This window comes from Polynucleobacter sp. AP-Feld-500C-C5 (genome assembly GCF_018882265.1).
Classification (GTDB): Bacteria; Pseudomonadota; Gammaproteobacteria; order Burkholderiales; family Burkholderiaceae; genus Polynucleobacter.
Genome location: NZ_JACVOW010000023.1, coordinates 182404 through 198967 on the forward strand (window position 1 = coordinate 182404; position 16564 = coordinate 198967).

Sequence of the window (16564 nt, forward strand, 5' to 3'; positions counted from 1 at the left end):
AAAACATTGGCACTTTAGGAGATTTTGGTGAAATTAAAGATTGGATATCAGGCTCTGATTAATGGCGCTATGGCGCAAATTGAAACAGTTCCTTTGGATCAGGCGCAAGAATTATTGTCAAATTCCGATACGGTATTTGTGGATATTCGTGATGTAAGAGAGCTCGAGCGAGAGGGCATGATTCCCAATGCTTTACATGCTCCGCGGGGGATGTTGGAATTTTGGGTTGACCCCGATAGCCCTTATTACAAGCCTATTTTTGGCGAAGGCAAAAGACTGGTTTTATATTGTGCTTCTGCCTGGCGCTCAGCCTTAGCGACCGAGACTTTGCAAAAAATGGGCATACCCAACGTGTGCCATCTGGAGGGCGGATTTAGTTCTTGGAAGAAGGCTGGATTACCTACTGTCGAGAAGATCAGCAAACCCCATGCAAGTTAAATCATTTTTTAAAAAATCAATATTCAGTTAATCAATTTGGAGAGATGATGAGAAAAGTAGTATCCCAGTTTGGCGATGGCCCGTTGCAACAAAAATTGACTACCGGCGACTTGCATTTTTTATCTGATGCTTACGTGACTCATGGTGGCAATGAAACTGGCCCTACCCCCCATGAGTATTTAGGTGCCGCTTTGGCTGCCTGCACGAGCATGACACTCAAAATGTATTCAACGCGAAAGTCGATGAATTTAGAGAATGCGATTGTGACAGTCGATATTGAGCGAGTAGATGATGTTGAAATATTGATTCGTGACATCCAGTTGCAAGGCAATCTGAGCGCAGAAGAAAAAGAACGATTAATAGAGATTGCTAATAAATGCCCAATTCATAAGGCTTTAGCTGGCGATATCGAAATAAAAACCCAGCTGGTAAATTAATACAAGCTGGGCAGTGTGTGCCTTGAAGTTGCTTAGGCGACAGCTAGATAACGAAGTTAGTTAGGTGCATTAGCCGGCTTATTATTTTTACCAGCGTTGTATCCAGAGTTATATTCAGATGCTTGTTCTTTCTTATAAGCGTCATAAACATAACCAGATGCAGCGCCAACAGCTGCACCACCAACTGCACCCCAGATCGGGTTGCCATGGAAAATAGCGGTGCCAACTGCACCAGCAGCTGCACCAATACTTGCGCCGGATAGGGTGCGTTGTTCAGTGTTGCTCATATTTGAACAACCGGCAATTGCGAGAGTTGCTACAGTAATCGCGATAATTTTTTTCATATCAACAGATCCTTTAAATTAATTTTTAATTGAAGAGTGCTCGGATTATTTTTTGGCGCATGGAAAGCGTGCAGCTAAAAAGCCCAAGAACACGCCTGCTGCTGGTTTATCAGCAGTTTGTTGATGCTCTTGTCCAAATTTGACGAAATCAGCAATCACTTCATCGCGTGATGGAGCAGGTTGCTTCAAGCAAATAAAAGGTTGTGCGCGTTGTGGATGACGTGTAGCCAGGTAAGTGTCATAAATTGCGGTGGAGTAGCCAATACAGAAGCTGCGGGATTCTGGGCTAGCAGGTAATTTGCAAACGTTTATAAGTTCTTGGGTACTCAGTAACTTTACGTTGGCGTTTGATTGAGCTTGTACTAGGCCAGAAAATGCCGCAAAAGCAGCTAAAAAAACGAGGACTTTCTTCATGGGTTCTCCCTTGGGTGTATGTAAAACCATCATAAACCATGAATATACCTAATTTGTGCACTAAATAAGTGCAATTTGCACCTTTTTAGATTTTTTTATTCCCCATAATGATGCAAAAAATAGAAGGGGAAAATCACATGGAAATTTTGAAATCAGGTACTGATGCTTTGTTTATTTTGCTCGGCGCGATCATGGTTCTTGCCATGCACGCTGGCTTTGCCTTCTTAGAACTCGGAACGGTTCGTAAGAAGAATCAAGTGAACGCTTTAGTAAAAATTTTGGTCGACTTTGCTGTTTCGACCATCGCTTACTTTTTTATTGGCTACAGCATTGCCTATGGCGTGAGCTTTTTCTCCGGTGCTGAATTACTAGCTGAGAAAAATGGTTACGAGTTGGTAAAGTTTTTCTTCTTATTAACTTTTGCTGCTGCAATTCCAGCAATTATTTCAGGCGGTATTGCTGAGCGCGCTAAATTTAATCCACAGCTAATCGCAACATTTGTATTGGTGGGTTTTGTGTATCCCTTCTTTGAGGGTATTGCTTGGAATCAGCACTACGGTATTCAGGCTTGGATCAAAGGCTTGACCGGTGAGGAGTTCCACGACTTTGCTGGCTCTGTTGTAGTCCACGCAGTTGGTGGTTGGATCGCTTTGCCGGCAGTGGTTCTCTTGGGTGCGCGCCGTGGTCGCTATACCAAAGAGGGCCAAATCTCCGCACATCCACCATCTAGTATTCCTTTCTTGGCATTAGGTGCTTGGATTTTGGCGGTAGGTTGGTTTGGTTTTAATGTGATGAGTGCGCAAACAATCGACAAAATCAGTGGTTTAGTTGCTATGAACTCTTTGATGGCAATGGTCGGCGGCACTCTTGCTGCATGGGTAGTTGGACGCAACGATCCTGGCTTTACCTATAACGGACCTCTTGCAGGTTTGGTAGCAGTATGTGCCGGATCCGACTTAATGCATCCGGTTGGTGCTTTAGTGGTTGGCCTAGTAGCAGGTGCCTTGTTTGTCTATATGTTTACCTTGGTACAAAACCGCTGGAAGATTGATGACGTACTCGGCGTCTGGCCTTTGCATGGATTATGTGGCTTGTGGGGTGGTCTGGCTGCTGGCATCTTTGGTGCCAAGGCATTGGGTGGAATTGGCGGAGTAACTTTTACGGGTCAGCTGATTGGCAGTGTCTTAGGGGTTGGTATCGCTGTGATCGGCGGCATCTTAGTTTATGGAACCTTAAAAGCTGTCCTTGGAATTCGGATGTCACAGGAAGAAGAATTTGAGGGGGCTGACTTAAGTGTGCATCGTATTTCCTCTACTCCAGATCGTGAGCCGAACTGGTAATTCTTTTACAGTAAGTGATAGCTTTAGTCTTTCATATATGGCCTGATTCATATCTATAATGAGTCATGGCTATATATGAACTAGACGGAAATGCCCCTCAATTAGCGGAAGGTGCTTGGGTTGCTGAGAGCGCGGAAGTGATTGGTAGGGTTGAGCTTCATCAAAGCGCTAATATTTGGCCCAAAGTTGTGATCCGCGGCGATAACGATCTGATTCAAGTTGGTGAAGGCAGTAATGTGCAAGATGCATCAGTACTTCATACAGATCCTGGCTATCCTCTCTTGATTGGCAAGAATGTGACTGTGGGTCACCAAGTGATGCTCCATGGCTGCAGTATTGGTGATGGGAGCCTAATTGGGATTGGCGCAGTAATTTTGAATGGCGCCAAGATTGGTAAGCATTGTTTGGTTGGTGCTGGTGCCTTAGTTACTGAAGGTAAAGAATTTCCAGATGGTTCGATGATTATTGGCTCTCCTGCTAAAGCAGTGAAAGCCCTCACGCCAGAGCAAATTACAAGTATCGGCGAAATCGCTGGACGCTATGTAAAAAATGCACAGCGTTATATTAAGACGCTCAAAAAAATTGCTTAAGTTTTGAACTATTCAACGCTGAGCTTTAGTTCTTTAGCCAAATTACTGTAGTCAACAATTTCTTTGCTGATGCGTACCTTCAGTTCGGCTGGGGTGCTTGGCATTGGTTCAATGCCAAGTGCTTGCAATTGTTTGCGCATCTCTGGGTCACTTAGCACGGACACAATTGCTCGATTGAGTTTATCGGTGATTGCTTGATCGGTGCCTGCAGGCGCCATTAATCCATTCCAAGTGCCCACGTCGATTGCTATTCCAGACTCAATTAAGGTGGGCACATTTGGTAGGGTGCTAGAACGTTTTGCAGTTGTCACGGCCAATGCTTTTGTTTTTCCATCCTTGATATGAGGCAGGGCGGATGGAATCGTATCAAACATGACCGATATTTGACCGCCAAGCAAATCAACTACAGCAGGAGCACTACCGCGATACGGTATATGAGTTAAGCTAGCGCCCGTTTTAATTTTGAACATCTCTCCAATAAGGTGATGTGCAGACCCCGGTCCAACTGAAGCGTAATCATATTTATCAGAATTTACTTTGCTTAGGGCAACTAATTCTTTGATGTTATTTGCTGGAATGGATGCATTTACCACTACAACATTGGGAATCATTCCCACCGTTCCAATCGGAATCAAATCCTTATCAATACGGTAATTGAGTTTTGGGAAAACGGATTGGGCAATCGTGAGATGTAAGGTTCCCATCAGTAGCGTGTATCCATCAGGTGCAGCTTTTGCAACAAAATCTGCGCCAACTGTACCGGAGGCGCCAGATTTATTCTCGATCACAATCGATTGCCCGAGTACTTTTCCGAGGGCTGGGCCGAGATTACGCGCCATTGCATCAGTGCTACCTCCCGCAGGGAAGGGGATAACCAGTTTTATCGAGCGATTTGGATAATCATTATCTGGGGCAGAGATAGCATGAAAACTGGGTAAGAGTGTGGCAGCAATTACCAGGGAGAGTACCTTACGGCGATGCGAGTTTTTCATGACTTATCCCTGCTAATGATCATTTGAGCCACGGTAATTTAATTAACCTCTGCCAACAAAAGGCATGTTGGTAGCCATGATTGTCATTGAGAGAATATTGCTCTCTAGTGGAAGTTGGGCCATGTGTAGAACAGCTTCTCCAACATGGTCAACATCCATGCGCGGCTCAACTTTAATTGATTGATCGGCCTGCATGATTCCGGCAGCCATACGCTCAGTCATTTCGGTTGCTGCATTGCCAATATCAATTTGACCGCAAGCAATATTAAATGGGCGGCCATCAAGCGAAATTGTTTTTGTTAAGCCGCTAATCGCATGTTTAGTAGCTGTATAGGGCGCTGACATTGGTCTTGGGGCATGTGCAGAGATTGAGCCATTGTTAATAATTCTGCCACCTTGAGGCGATTGCGCTTTCATCATGCGAATTGCTTCTTGAGAACACAAGAATGCGCCGCAGAGATTTGAATTCACCACATTCATCCACTGCTCGTATGTCAAGTCTTCCATCGGAATTGCTGGGGCGCCAATACCTGCATTATTAAAAAGCACGTCAATGCGTCCAAAGCGTTCTTTTAGAGCGGCGAATAATTTCTTGACTTGGTCAGGCTGTCCAACATCGCAAGTGATCGCAAGACAGTTTTCGTTTGTTCCGCCAATATCGATAATTGCCTTTTCTAGTTTCTCTAGATTGCGCCCAGTGAGAACGACCTGATAGCCTCCTTTAAGAAGCGCTTTAGCTGCTGCCCTTCCAATGCCTACTCCTGCTCCAGTGACGAGTGCTACTTTATTTTTTTGTGGCATTACTTTCTTTCTTAATAGTGTCTCAGATAAATTCTATATTGCCCTGCTTTTACTTTGGTAATGGTAAGGCAGTTTTATAGCGTACTTGTTTTAAGGCAAAGCTAGAGCGGATTTTTTCAATCCCAGGGATAGGCGTTAATTGCTCCAGGATAAATTTTTCCAATGCACCCATATCAGCTACTGCCACCCGGATAAGATAGTCACTATCACCAGTCATCAGATAGCACTCCATAACCTCATCGTGTTCAGAAATGCGTTGTTCAAATGCAGCCAACGCTTCTTTAGACTGCTCTTTCAGGCTAATAGAAATAAAGACATTTAAGCCAAGCCCTAAAGCCTTGGGGTCTGCCAGCGCAACATAGTTTCTGATGACACCTTTATCTTTCAATGCTTTGACGCGCATGAGGCACGGTGACGGGGATAGGTGAACCCGCTTAGATAGCTCCACATTGCTATGGGAGCTATCATTCTGGAGTTCGTTCAAAATTCTGATATCTATGGGGTCTAGCTTCATAAAATTCCTCAAAAATTACTGATATCAGCATATTATGCTGAAAATTAGGATTTATAGCTCATTATTAGCATCCTATTTTGCCTGTAATCCAACACAATAAAGTCGTTGAAACACCCGTGAATGGTTGGAGGGGTTGTGGGTATTGAGATTGCGTTTCCTGGGGTTGAGAATTTGCTACAAATTGAAAGGGATCAGGCCGCTGCTGGGCCCGAGTTTTGGGCTGGACCATCCACTAGAAAATTTGCACGTGAATTTGGTGTCGATATTGGGCAAGTTCACGGTAGTGGCCAAAGAGGTCGAGTTACCAAAGAAGATGTTCAGCAATTTATCAAGCACTCCATGTTGGCAAGAGAGCGTGTTTCTTCTCAAGTGAGTCATGGCATTGCAGGTTTTAATCTTCTGCCTTGGCCTAAAGTGGACTTTACAAAGTTTGGAGAAATAGAACGCCAAGCTCGCAGTCGCATTCAGAAAGTTTCAGCTGCCAATCTAGCGCGTAATTGGGTCATGATTCCGGCAGTAACCTATCACGATGATGCTGACATTACTGATCTAGAAGAGTTTCGTGCCGCATTAAATAAAGAGAATCAAAAAGATGAAGTAAAAATTACTTTGTTGGCATTCTTAATCAAAGCCGTAGTTGCTACTCTCAAGCAGTATCCCACATTGAATTCTTCGCTCGATGGCGAAGATCTTATTTTGAAAAAGTATTTCCATATCGGCTTTGCAGTAGATACTGCAGGCGGTCTCGTTGTACCCGTGATACGTAATGCTGATCAGAAAGGCATTCGCGAGATCGCCAAAGAGACTGCTGGATTAGCCCTGCTGGCTCGAGAAGGAAAGCTAAAGCCGGATCAGATGCAGGGCGCTTCTTTTACGATCTCTTCATTGGGCGGTATTGGCGGTGCCTACTGCGCTCCTATTGTGAATGCACCCGAAGTAGCTATTTTAGCGGTGAATAAGTCGGCCACGAAGCCTGTGTGGAATGGTTCACAATTTGTTCCACGTTTGATTTGCCCACTATCCATGACCGCTGATCATCGCGTCATTGACGGCGCCTTAGCTACGCACTTCACTACCCATCTCACCCAATTATTGGGTGATTTTCGTAAGGTGATGTTATGAATTTAGAGCATAAAAAGTTACAGAGGAATTTTTCATGAACGCTCCCGACATCAAAAAATATTTAAATCTAGAGCACATCGACACTGATCCTGCAGAAACCGCGGAGTGGAATGAGGCCTTTATGGATTTGCTCGCTTCAGGCGATAGTGCGCGGGCTAAATTCATTCTGGATAATTTAGTAAAGCTGGCTAATAAAAATCAAATTAATTGGGTACCTGATTTAGTCACACCTTATATCAACTCTATCCCTGTGGATCAGCAGCCTCCTTTTCCAGGAGATCTTGCGATTGAAGAAAAGCTGGCTTCACTCATGCGGTGGAATGCGCTGGCAATGGTCGCGAAAGCAAATGAAGCCTATGGTGAATTGGGTGGTCACATTGCAAGCTATGCTAGTGCAGCAGATTTGTTTGAGGTTGGGTTTAATCATTTTTTCCGCGCAAGGACTGAGGGCGGTGATGCTACTGAGCGTGGAGACTTGGTTTTCTTTCAGCCACATAGTGCTCCAGGAGTGTATGCCCGCGCCTATTTAGAGGGACGACTGACTGAAAATGATCTTGCCCATTACAGACGCGAGATTACTGCGCCTGAATCAGGAGCAAGAGGTTTATCAAGCTATCCACATCCTTGGTTAATGCCAGATTTTTGGCAGTTTCCAACAGGCTCAATGGGGATTGGTCCGATTAGCTCGATTTATCATGCGCGTTTTATGCGTTACCTCAGTGATCGCAAATTACTAGATTGCTCAACTAGAAAAGTCTGGGGTGTATTTGGTGATGGCGAGATGGATGAGCCAGAAAGTATGAGTGCTCTGACATTAGCCTCTAGAGAAAAGCTGGATAACTTAGTTTGGGTGGTCAATTGCAATCTACAACGTTTGGATGGCCCAGTACGTGGCAACGGCAGAATTATTGATGAGCTAGAAAAACTGTTTAGAGGTTCTGGTTGGAACGTTATCAAATTAGTTTGGGGTAGTGATTGGGATGGGCTTTTTGCAAGAGATACTACCGGAGCGCTAGTCAAGGCTTTTGCACAAACTGTCGATGGACAAATGCAAACATTTGCAGCAAAGGATGGCAGCTTTAATCGCAAAAATTTCTTTGGACAAAATGAAGAATTAGCACGCCTTGCTCAGGGAATGACGGATGAGCAAATCGATCGACTGAAAAGAGGCGGTCATGATTTAGTCAAAATCCATGCAGCTTATCAAGCCGCTGCCAACCATGTAGGTCAACCTACCGTGATCTTGGCCCATACCAAAAAAGGGTATGGCATGGGCAATGCTGGCCAAGGAAAAATGACTACCCATAGCCAGAAAAAGTTAGATGATGAGGCTTTGATCGAATATCGTAATCGCTTTAACTTACCATTGACCGATGAACAGGCTACTAGCCTCACTTTCTTTAGGCCTGATGAGAATAGCGAGGAGCTCAAATATCTAAAAGATCAGCGCAATCAGCTTGGCGGACATCTACCTAAGCGCTATTCAGAATGCGACAAGCTCAATGTGCCTGATATCACTTCATATGCAGCTTTTGCCATCAAGGCTGAAGATAAAGAGATGTCCACAACGATGGCTTTTGTGCGCATGCTTGGAAATTTGCTAAAAGATAAACAGTTGGGACCTAGAGTGGTACCCATTGTTGCAGATGAAGCGCGCACATTTGGTATGGCCAATCTATTTAAGCAGGTTGGTATTTACTCCAGTGTTGGCCAACGCTATGAACCAGAAGATATTGGTTCCGTGCTTAGTTATCGCGAGGCATTGGATGGACAAATTTTGGAAGAGGGCATTAGTGAGGCGGGCGCCATTGCTAGCTGGACTGCTGCAGCAACTAGCTATAGCGTCCACGGAATTGCGATGTTGCCTTTTTATATTTATTACTCGATGTTTGGCTTTCAGAGAATTGGCGATGCGATCTGGGCGGCTGCTGATCAACGCGCTAGAGGATTTTTATTGGGCGCAACCTCTGGTAGAACAACATTAGGTGGCGAAGGCCTGCAGCACCAAGATGGTAGTAGCCAACTCGTTGCTGCAACCATTCCGAATTGCAAGGCATATGATCCTGCCTTTGCTGGCGAGTTGGCGGTGATTATGGATCAAGGTATGCGGGACATGCTAGTTGATCAAAAAGATTTGTTTTATTACATCACCCTTATGAATGAAAACTACGCCCAACCCGATTTGCCTGAGAACGTAACTGAGGGCGTTATTCGTGGGTGCTATAAGTTCAAGACAATGAAGGCCGCCAAGGGTGATGGTAATTCTTATGTGAGTTTGCTGGGTTCCGGTGCCATCATGACCGAGGTATTAAAAGCGGCAGAGATGCTTGTTCATTCTGGAATCCATGTTGATGTATTTAGCGTGACTAGTTGGAGTGAGTTAGCAAGGGATGGTAAGGCAAAAGAGCAAGCTAGACTTTCAGGTGAGGCTGATGTTGAGCAGGCATTTATTAGCCAGGTTCTAACACAAGGTCACGGCCCAATTATTGCGGCAACTGACTATGTCCATGCTTTACCAGAAAGCATACGTGCCTATATTCCAGAAGATAGAAGTTACATCACGCTCGGTACGGATGGTTTCGGTAGAAGTGATACAAGAGCTGCCTTACGTGAGTATTTCGGTGTAAATGCAAATAGCATTTATAAGGTAGCGCAAGCATCATTGAAAAAATAATATTTGCTCTTGATGCCTTATGATGACTTCACTATTTTTGATTACTGAATTTACTGGAGATTTTTAGATGTCCCTGATTCAAAAGCTCAAAGCACGCGCTGCTAACAATAACCCCGTGCGTGTAGGCATCATTGGCGCTGGTAAATTTGGCTCCATGTATCTCTCGCAAGCACCGCGTACCCCAGGCATTCATTTGGTTGCGGTGGCTGACCTTTCTCCTGCGCGCGCCAAAGAATCGCTTGCTCGCGTAGGCTGGGATGCGCCTCGCTATAGCGCTACATCACTGCAAGATGCTGCTAAGTCGGGCGCCACTTTTGTGACTGATGATGCAGAAAGAATGATCGCTAGTGAGCACGTTGATATTTTGATCGACTCTACAGGCAGCCCTGCTGCTGGTATTCGACATGCCCTGCTTTGTTTTGATCATCGCAAGCACATCATTATGGTCAATGTAGAAGCAGATGTTTTAGCAGGACCATTACTGGCACGCAAAGCAGCAGAGGCGGGCGTGATTTACTCGATGGCTTCTGGAGATCAGCCCGCTCTTATTGCGGAGCTGGTGGATTGGGCAAGAACGATTGGCTTAGAAGTGGTGTGTGCAGGTAAGGGCACTAAATATTTACCTATCTATCATCAGTCCACACCCAATACCGTTTGGGCTCACTATGGATTTTCTGAGGAGCAAGTTGCTGGCGGTGATTTCAATGCGCAAATGTTCAATTCTTTTTTGGATGGCACGAAATCTGCGCTGGAAATGGCTGCAGTGTCAAACGCTTGCGACTTAAATCCGCCAAGCAATGGATTAGAGTTTCCACCTTGCGGAGTGGACGACTTGCCACATATTTTCCGACCGATTTCCGAAGGTGGGATCCTGACTCAAAAAGGAACTGTTGAGGTGGTATCTTCAGTTGAGAGAGATGGGCGTCCGGTATTTAGGGATTTACGTTGGGGTGTTTTTGCAGTGTTTGAAGCGCCCAGTCAATATGTGATTGATTGCTTCTCACAATACGGCCTAAAAACAGATAACACCGGTAAATATGCAGCGATGTATAAGCCTTATCACTTGATCGGTCTGGAGTTGGGTATTTCAGTAGCCAGTATTGCGGTACGTGGAGAGGCTACTGGAGCGACTGGCGATTGGAAGGGTGATGTAGTGGCTACCGCTAAGCGTACGCTCAAAGTAGGCGAGAAGTTGGATGGAGAGGGTGGCTTCACTGTCTACGGAAAACTGATGACTGCCTCAGATTCATTAAAGCTCGGAGCTCTACCTATTGGTTTGGCTCACAACATGGTATTGAATAAGGATATTCCAGCAGGAAAGCCAGTGTGCTGGAGTGATGTAGATTACGATGCCACTAAGCAAGCCATTCAATTTCGTCGTGAAATGGAAAAAGTGTTTAGCTAATAAATGAGCCATTACTTTAGCTTGTAGCAACACCAGCCTTAATGCATATCCAGTCTTTGAAGACTTTAATTTTTTGACTGTTTTTAGTATTTGACCGATAGGATAAAAAATGGGTTCTATCGGTAGTCGGTAAAAAGATACCTTTGCCCAGTTCCACAAGCTCTCCACGCGAGAGTTCTCTTTCGGCAAAGCGCACACTCTCAAGCACGGCACCGATGCCATCTACTGCAGCTGATACAGAAAGGGCTGCACGATCAAATGACATTTTCCGTGTCGATGGGTTTTTGAGATGATTAATCTCAAACCATTGCTCCCAGGTATGGTGATTAAGTGAAGACTCAATCAAGGTTAATTTACTCATTAATTCTTCTACTGGAATTTTCGGGTCAATTAATTCAGGAGAGCATAGTGGCGCAATGTTTTCTTCGCCTAAAGATAGGGAAGTAATTCCTGGGCCCTCATGAGTCGATTGATACGAGATGGCAATATCAATTTCTTGATTGCGCAAAAGGTCAATGGGCTCAGCTCCGGAAGTGAGTCGAATAGTGATATCAGGATTATCTTTAATGAATTCTGGCAGTCTTGGGCTGAGCCACTTGGCTGCAAAACTGGGTGAGCAGTGCAAGGCAAGAACTTGTGAATTTGGAGCAAGGGTTACTTCATTGCATGCTGCTTCAATGACATCAAATACTCTAGAGAGTGAATCTAATAAACGCCGCCCTTCAGCTGTCGGCTCAACTTTACGGTTCTTTCGCAAAAATAGCGACTTACCAAAATAGTCTTCAAGCTCTTTAATTTGATGGCTAATGGCTGACTGAGTGAGATGTAGCTCATGAGCAGCCAAGGTAAAGCTTTCGAGGCGTGCAGCCGCTTCAAAAGCTCGCAAAAGTACATAATTTGGTATTTTTCTCATGTAAATAGAATATACATGATTTTCATTCATCTATTCATGAATGGTTATCGTTTGTCAAAACCCTCGGGAAAGCCGATGATTACGGCTTGGTTATAGTTTGAGTGTTCTCAAAACACCAAATTCGCTTCAATTACAGAAAAAGGAATTCACATGGCTGAGGTAATGGAGAAAGAACGTAAATTGGACTTGGGCGACAGAGAGTCTATTTATCAACCTGAAGACAAATCCCAGATTTTTCCCTACCAAGCAAAATTCAATAGTTTTGCTGAGGAACGTCAGCATCTCAAGGAGCGATTGGTTGCTGCTTGCCGAGCATTCGCCTTAGAAAAGTTTGATTATGGATTTGCAGGACATTTAACTGTGCGTGATCCGGAACATCCAAATCTGTACTGGACGAATCCAATGGCAGTGCATTTTGATCAAGTAAAAGTGTCTAACTTAATCTTGGCAGACCATGAAGGCAATATTTTGGAGGGTAAGCATGCATTGAATCGTGCTGGATTTGTATTGCACGCAGCAGTTCATGAAAAACATCCCGATATCGTGGCTATGTGTCATGCACATACAGTCTATGGAACAGCCTTTGCGGCACTAGGTAAACCATTGGATCCAATCTCTCAAGATGCCGCAGCATTCTTTGAAGACCATATGGTTTTAGCGGAACAGGCTGGTCAAGTAGCAGTTGAGGATAATTCTGGCTACAACGTAGCAGGTTCTTTGAAAAAAGTGAAAGCGATTATTCACCGTAATCATGGCTTGTTAACAGTAAGTCGTCATAGTATTGAAGCTGCAGCGTTCTGGTTTATCGCTTTAGAGCGTTGTTGTAAGCAGCAGATGATGGTTGAGGCTACAGGTGTTAAGCCTGTGTTGCTATCGCCAGAAACTGCACGCTACAGCCGTGAACACGTGGGCAGCGAATATATTGGTTGGTTACATTTCCAGCCAATCTGGGGTTATCTAAAAGAAAACCAGCCAGATATGTTTGATTAATTGAACAGTTTTAGATATAGCTAGTTACAACAGGAGTCTCAGTAATGACAAGTAAACAGGAGCAAGCGGAGAAAAAGGTCGGTGCATCCGCAGGATCTGCAACGCCTAAGAAATTAGTTCCTTATGGTGGCTACTACACCAATAAAGTTCCAGGGCATGATCCCGAGCTTACAGAAGTTGGTCCCGGCACACCCATGGGTGAGTATATGCGTGGTTTTTGGCATCCGGTATGCATGTCAATTGAATTGACTGACACTCCAAAATTTTTAACCATCTTAGGTGAAGAGTTAGTGGCGTTTCGTGATGGTAGCGGAAGCGTGGGTGTATTGCATGCTCATTGCGTGCATCGTGGCGCTTCACTTGAATATGGGCAAATTCAAGAGCACGGTATTAAGTGCTGCTATCACGGTATGGTGTTTGATGTGGACGGCACTTGTTTGAATGCACCCTTCCCTAAGGGCGAGGAAGCTGAAGCAGAAAAATATGCCTGCTCGATTCAGCAAGGTGCTTACAAAGCATTTGAAAGAAATGGGTTGGTATTTGCTTATATGGGACCTCCCGATAAAGAGCCACCATTTCCAGAGTGGGAGTCTGATTTTACGGTAGCCCCCGGCGATGAACTGGTGCCCTATAGCAACTTCCAGCACTGTAATTGGTTACAAGTGCAAGACAATGCTGCCGATAATTTCCATACAGCAGAATTGCATGCTGCTAAGAATGTAGTTGGTGGCCATTTTCAAGGTACAACATTTGACGAAGTGGGCTCCCCAACGATGGAAGTGCACCCTGATATGCAGTTTGTGCCCATTCATGGTGGCAGAGGCTTAGCTTGTTCAGGTGCGCGTCGTGTTAATAACGACAAATTATTTATTCGCGTTCAGCACCAGGTATTGCCAAATCTGAGCTTGCATGCCTATACCTCTGAAGATGGCTCCAATAAAAAATTATTTAGTCGTTTCCATATCATCCGTTGGACAGTTCCAGTCGACGACTTTAATAGCAAGATGATTGGCTGGCGCGTGATGGGCCCTGGTATTGATACTCGCGGTATCGGACAAAAAGAGCTGGTCGGATATGAATCAATCGACTTTTTGGATGGCCAAGTTGCCTTGAGAAGGGCTGAGCGTTTTGGCAATCACACGATTAACGATATTGTAGATATTCCAGCAGACCATAGGGCGCGATCTAATTACAAGATGGCTCAATACGCGCCTGGTGATTACGAGGCCATCATTAGTCAGAGACCAATCGCTATTCATGCGCTTGAGAATCCAACAAAGTTTGATGCAGGCCCTTATTTATTTAGGAAGATGTTGCGTGATGCCGTTCGTGGCTCTAATCCAGCGGCAGGCGCAGAAGCCTTTGCTGAGTGGTTAAAGGAATTGAATGGCGCACCCAATAGCTATTGTTCAGGTAATGTATTTGAGTTGCCAATTGGCGCCACGACTGAAGAAGAAGTAGCGCAAAGACGCTTTGTTGCAAAGAGCGTGATTGCCATTCTCACCGAAAGCGAGCAGTACAAGGGTAAAGAGCGCTCTGACTTTGTGAAGCAAAAAATGGAAGAGCTTGAGCAAACTGCCAAAGCACAGTTTAAGCATTAATCTATAGATCAGAAGAGATGGGCTGCAATCGCAGCCCATTCTTGATGTGGAGTGAGACAAAAAAGTGAATAAAATTTCCAGCACGGACTCTGAAGGGCTAGTGATTGAGGTTCAGAGTACTGGCCAAAAAATAAATGTCACGCGAGACGAGTCCATTATCGATGCTTTGGCAAGATCAGGCATTGAGATACCGACTTCTTGCCAATCAGGTTTATGCGGTACATGTAAGACAAGATATATCAGTGGTGATGTAGAGCACGGAGATTGTATTTTGAGTGATGCCGAGCATCAGGAGTACTTAACTCCCTGTATCTCTCATATCAAAATCGGAACACTGGTCCTTGATTTATAAAACACAAAGTAATCAAAAAATATACGTCTTAGGTGCGGGTGCAGTAGGGTGTTACTTTGGTGGCATGTTAGCCCGTGCACATCATGATGTTACTTTTATAGCCAGGCCTGAGCGAGCCACGGCCCTCAATGAATCTGGCTTGCAGATGGATTGCAAAGCATTTCATGAAACGATTGCGGTCAAAGCAAGCTCTGATCTTGCTATTCTGAGTGATGCCGATTTAGTTTTACTCAGTGTGAAGTCGCTCGATACAGAACGCACGCTTGCAGAAATTAAATCAATTTTGCCAATTAAGGCAGTAATCCTCAGTTTGCAAAATGGGGTGGCCAATATTGACATTGCCACCAATATCATTGTGAATCCGGTTTATGCGGCGGTGGTCTATGTTGCTGCAGGGATGATTGATCAAAGAACTATGAAACATCATGGTAGAGGTGAGTTGCTGATTGGTGATCCATCAAACGCTGTTCCTCAAGGCGATCAACGGCTTGTAGAGATTTGTAAGTTATTTGAAGGGGCAAAGGTTCCGTGTTCGATTGCGCCGCAGATTAAAAGAGATATGTGGCTCAAGTTTTTGGTGAACTGTTCTTTCAATGCGATTTCTGGGATTGGTCAGATTGCTTATGGGGAGATGGTGAAGTCTCCTGGCATTGTGAAACTGATTGAAGAAATTACCAAAGAGTTTCTTGCGATTGCTGAGCTTGAAGATGTCAATATCACGATGTCAGAGGCACTTGCGGCAAATGCTTCTATTGCTAGCACTATGGCTACTCAGGTTTCCTCAACCGCCCAGGATCTGGCTAGAGGAAAAATGACAGAGATTGATTTCTTAAATGGCTATATTGTCGAGCTAGGCAAGCGGCATGGAATTACGACGCCGTATAACGAATCTGTTCATGTCTTAGTCAAGATGATGGAATCACCAATCAAATAGAGGGGTTTGGCCCTTCTGCATCAATTTGTTTCTCCCATGAAGCATCTATAAACGCAGGTAAATTCATGCACTCATGGAAGATTTTCATGAGAGTAGGGTATGGGCTCATATCCATCTTGGTGCTTAAGGCATTAAATATTTGCGGCACTAAACAAATATCAATCAGGCCAGGTTGATCACCAAAAGCAAAACGCCCAAGGCGTGGATCGTTACATAATTGTTTTTCAACGCTGGCAAGCCCTAACTTGATCCAATGTTGATACCAGGCATCCTTTACTTCATTACTGGCGCCAACTTGTTTAATTAAGTAGCGTAGTACTCGTAAATTACTAATGGGGTGAATATCAATAGCGATATCCATGGCCAAGGAACGTACCCAAGCGCGATCGATCGGTGAACTTGGTAGCAAAGCCGGTTGAGGCGCAATCTCATCAAGGTACTCAATGATGGCAAGTGATTGATGGATGCTATTTTTTCCATCATCAAATAAGGGTACAAGGCGATTGGGGTTTTTACTTGCATACGCCTCAGATAGTTGCTCGCCACCATTTTTATTTAGGTGTACTGGCAGCACTTCATAGTCCACACCTTTGATATTCAATGCGATACGAACACGGAAGGCAGCAGAGCTACGCCAATAGCTATAGAGCTGGGGTTTCATGGAGATGCTTTCGTTGTATTCATGGCTAACAGTATATTCATG

General features: G+C 44.6%; 17 protein-coding genes and 1 pseudogene. 11 read left to right on the forward strand and 7 right to left on the reverse strand.

Features of this window, described 5'->3' with window-relative positions:
- Positions 1–27: 27 nt before the first annotated feature.
- Both ICN21_RS08670 and ICN21_RS08675 read left to right on the forward strand, forming a co-directional pair.
- Entirely contained in the window at positions 28–438 is a 411-nt protein-coding gene (locus tag ICN21_RS08670; RefSeq protein WP_216178123.1) for a rhodanese-like domain-containing protein, read from the forward strand.
- Between the two features lie 47 nt (positions 439–485).
- Positions 486–875 carry an OsmC family protein gene (locus tag ICN21_RS08675; RefSeq protein WP_216178124.1) on the forward strand — a complete coding sequence of 130 codons (390 nt, stop codon included), beginning with the start codon at positions 486–488 and terminating at the stop codon, positions 873–875.
- 56 nt (positions 876–931) lie between these two features.
- On the opposite strand, the gene ICN21_RS08680 is transcribed toward ICN21_RS08675, so the two are convergent.
- Positions 932–1219 carry a membrane lipoprotein lipid attachment site-containing protein gene (locus tag ICN21_RS08680; RefSeq protein WP_216126861.1) on the reverse strand — a complete coding sequence of 96 codons (288 nt, stop codon included), beginning with the start codon at positions 1217–1219 and terminating at the stop codon, positions 932–934.
- Between the two features lie 45 nt (positions 1220–1264).
- On the reverse strand, positions 1265–1633 hold the full coding sequence (locus ICN21_RS08685) for a Rap1a/Tai family immunity protein (protein WP_215295847.1): 369 nt from the start codon (positions 1631–1633) through the stop codon (positions 1265–1267).
- 137 nt (positions 1634–1770) lie between these two features.
- On the opposite strand from ICN21_RS08685, the gene ICN21_RS08690 reads away from it, so the two are divergent.
- Both ICN21_RS08690 and ICN21_RS08695 read left to right on the forward strand, forming a co-directional pair.
- A complete protein-coding gene (locus ICN21_RS08690) occupies positions 1771–2973 on the forward strand; it encodes an ammonium transporter (RefSeq protein ID WP_215295846.1) in 1203 nt (400 codons plus the stop codon).
- Between the two features lie 65 nt (positions 2974–3038).
- Positions 3039–3563 (forward strand): gamma carbonic anhydrase family protein, encoded by a 525-nt coding sequence (locus ICN21_RS08695; protein WP_216178125.1) that lies wholly within the window; start codon positions 3039–3041, stop codon positions 3561–3563.
- Between the two features lie 8 nt (positions 3564–3571).
- On the opposite strand, the gene ICN21_RS08700 is transcribed toward ICN21_RS08695, so the two are convergent.
- The 3 genes from ICN21_RS08700 to ICN21_RS08710 are packed head-to-tail and all read right to left on the reverse strand — an operon-like array spanning position 3572 to position 5870.
- Positions 3572–4555: a tripartite tricarboxylate transporter substrate binding protein gene (locus ICN21_RS08700; RefSeq protein WP_216178126.1), complete on the reverse strand. Its 984-nt coding sequence runs from the start codon at positions 4553–4555 to the stop codon at positions 3572–3574.
- Between the two features lie 42 nt (positions 4556–4597).
- Positions 4598–5356, reverse strand: a complete 759-nt coding sequence (locus ICN21_RS08705; RefSeq protein ID WP_216126848.1) for an SDR family oxidoreductase — start codon at positions 5354–5356, stop codon at positions 4598–4600.
- A 49-nt stretch (positions 5357–5405) separates the two neighbouring features.
- Complete coding sequence (locus ICN21_RS08710) at positions 5406–5870, reverse strand: Lrp/AsnC family transcriptional regulator (protein WP_216178127.1); 465 nt, start codon at positions 5868–5870, stop codon at positions 5406–5408.
- A 219-nt stretch (positions 5871–6089) separates the two neighbouring features.
- Between ICN21_RS08710 and ICN21_RS08715 the strand changes: the two are divergent.
- The 3 genes and pseudogenes from ICN21_RS08715 to ICN21_RS08725 all read left to right on the forward strand — a co-directional run.
- A pseudogene (locus tag ICN21_RS08715) lies at positions 6090–6992 on the forward strand (2-oxo acid dehydrogenase subunit E2); the annotation flags it as partial.
- A gap of 34 nt (positions 6993–7026) precedes the next feature.
- Positions 7027–9666: an alpha-ketoglutarate dehydrogenase gene (mdeB, locus tag ICN21_RS08720; RefSeq protein ID WP_216178129.1), complete on the forward strand. Its 2640-nt coding sequence runs from the start codon at positions 7027–7029 to the stop codon at positions 9664–9666.
- A gap of 67 nt (positions 9667–9733) precedes the next feature.
- A complete protein-coding gene (locus ICN21_RS08725; protein ID WP_216178130.1) occupies positions 9734–11071 on the forward strand; it encodes an NAD(P)H-dependent oxidoreductase in 1338 nt (445 codons plus the stop codon).
- Positions 11072–11087: 16 nt separating this feature from the next.
- On the opposite strand, the gene ICN21_RS08730 is transcribed toward ICN21_RS08725, so the two are convergent.
- Entirely contained in the window at positions 11088–11984 is an 897-nt protein-coding gene (locus ICN21_RS08730; protein WP_255534276.1) for a LysR substrate-binding domain-containing protein, read from the reverse strand.
- A 150-nt stretch (positions 11985–12134) separates the two neighbouring features.
- On the opposite strand from ICN21_RS08730, the gene ICN21_RS08735 reads away from it, so the two are divergent.
- The 4 genes from ICN21_RS08735 to ICN21_RS08750 all read left to right on the forward strand — a co-directional run bounded on the left by ICN21_RS08735 (position 12135) and on the right by ICN21_RS08750 (position 15861).
- Positions 12135–12974, forward strand: a complete 840-nt coding sequence (locus ICN21_RS08735) for a class II aldolase/adducin family protein (RefSeq protein ID WP_215295838.1) — start codon at positions 12135–12137, stop codon at positions 12972–12974.
- Positions 12975–13018: 44 nt separating this feature from the next.
- Positions 13019–14575 (forward strand): Rieske 2Fe-2S domain-containing protein, encoded by a 1557-nt coding sequence (locus ICN21_RS08740; protein WP_216178132.1) that lies wholly within the window; start codon positions 13019–13021, stop codon positions 14573–14575.
- A gap of 64 nt (positions 14576–14639) precedes the next feature.
- A complete protein-coding gene (locus tag ICN21_RS08745) occupies positions 14640–14927 on the forward strand; it encodes a 2Fe-2S iron-sulfur cluster-binding protein (RefSeq protein ID WP_215295836.1) in 288 nt (95 codons plus the stop codon).
- Positions 14917–15861: a ketopantoate reductase family protein gene (locus tag ICN21_RS08750; protein ID WP_216178133.1), complete on the forward strand. Its 945-nt coding sequence runs from the start codon at positions 14917–14919 to the stop codon at positions 15859–15861. The genes ICN21_RS08745 and ICN21_RS08750 overlap by 11 nt, the downstream gene beginning before the upstream one ends.
- Here the strand turns inward: ICN21_RS08750 and maiA are convergent.
- Complete coding sequence (gene maiA, locus ICN21_RS08755) at positions 15854–16522, reverse strand: maleylacetoacetate isomerase (protein WP_216178134.1); 669 nt, start codon at positions 16520–16522, stop codon at positions 15854–15856. The genes ICN21_RS08750 and maiA overlap by 8 nt on opposite strands.
- Positions 16523–16564: the final 42 nt, after the last annotated feature.

Coding starts and splice junctions, on each gene's coding strand:
- ICN21_RS08725 (WP_216178130.1), top strand. CDS start 9,734: ATGTCCCTGATTCAAAAGCTCAAAGCACGCGCTGCTAACAATAACCCC.
- ICN21_RS08685 (WP_215295847.1), bottom strand. CDS start 1,633: ATGAAGAAAGTCCTCGTTTTTTTAGCTGCTTTTGCGGCATTTTCTGGC.
- ICN21_RS08740 (WP_216178132.1), top strand. CDS start 13,019: ATGACAAGTAAACAGGAGCAAGCGGAGAAAAAGGTCGGTGCATCCGCA.
- ICN21_RS08705 (WP_216126848.1), bottom strand. CDS start 5,356: ATGCCACAAAAAAATAAAGTAGCACTCGTCACTGGAGCAGGAGTAGGC.
- mdeB (WP_216178129.1), top strand. CDS start 7,027: ATGAACGCTCCCGACATCAAAAAATATTTAAATCTAGAGCACATCGAC.
- maiA (WP_216178134.1), bottom strand. CDS start 16,522: ATGAAACCCCAGCTCTATAGCTATTGGCGTAGCTCTGCTGCCTTCCGT.
- ICN21_RS08710 (WP_216178127.1), bottom strand. CDS start 5,870: ATGAAGCTAGACCCCATAGATATCAGAATTTTGAACGAACTCCAGAAT.
- ICN21_RS08695 (WP_216178125.1), top strand. CDS start 3,039: ATGGCTATATATGAACTAGACGGAAATGCCCCTCAATTAGCGGAAGGT.
- ICN21_RS08675 (WP_216178124.1), top strand. CDS start 486: ATGAGAAAAGTAGTATCCCAGTTTGGCGATGGCCCGTTGCAACAAAAA.
- ICN21_RS08690 (WP_215295846.1), top strand. CDS start 1,771: ATGGAAATTTTGAAATCAGGTACTGATGCTTTGTTTATTTTGCTCGGC.
- ICN21_RS08680 (WP_216126861.1), bottom strand. CDS start 1,219: ATGAAAAAAATTATCGCGATTACTGTAGCAACTCTCGCAATTGCCGGT.
- ICN21_RS08730 (WP_255534276.1), bottom strand. CDS start 11,984: ATGAGAAAAATACCAAATTATGTACTTTTGCGAGCTTTTGAAGCGGCT.
- ICN21_RS08700 (WP_216178126.1), bottom strand. CDS start 4,555: ATGAAAAACTCGCATCGCCGTAAGGTACTCTCCCTGGTAATTGCTGCC.
- ICN21_RS08735 (WP_215295838.1), top strand. CDS start 12,135: ATGGCTGAGGTAATGGAGAAAGAACGTAAATTGGACTTGGGCGACAGA.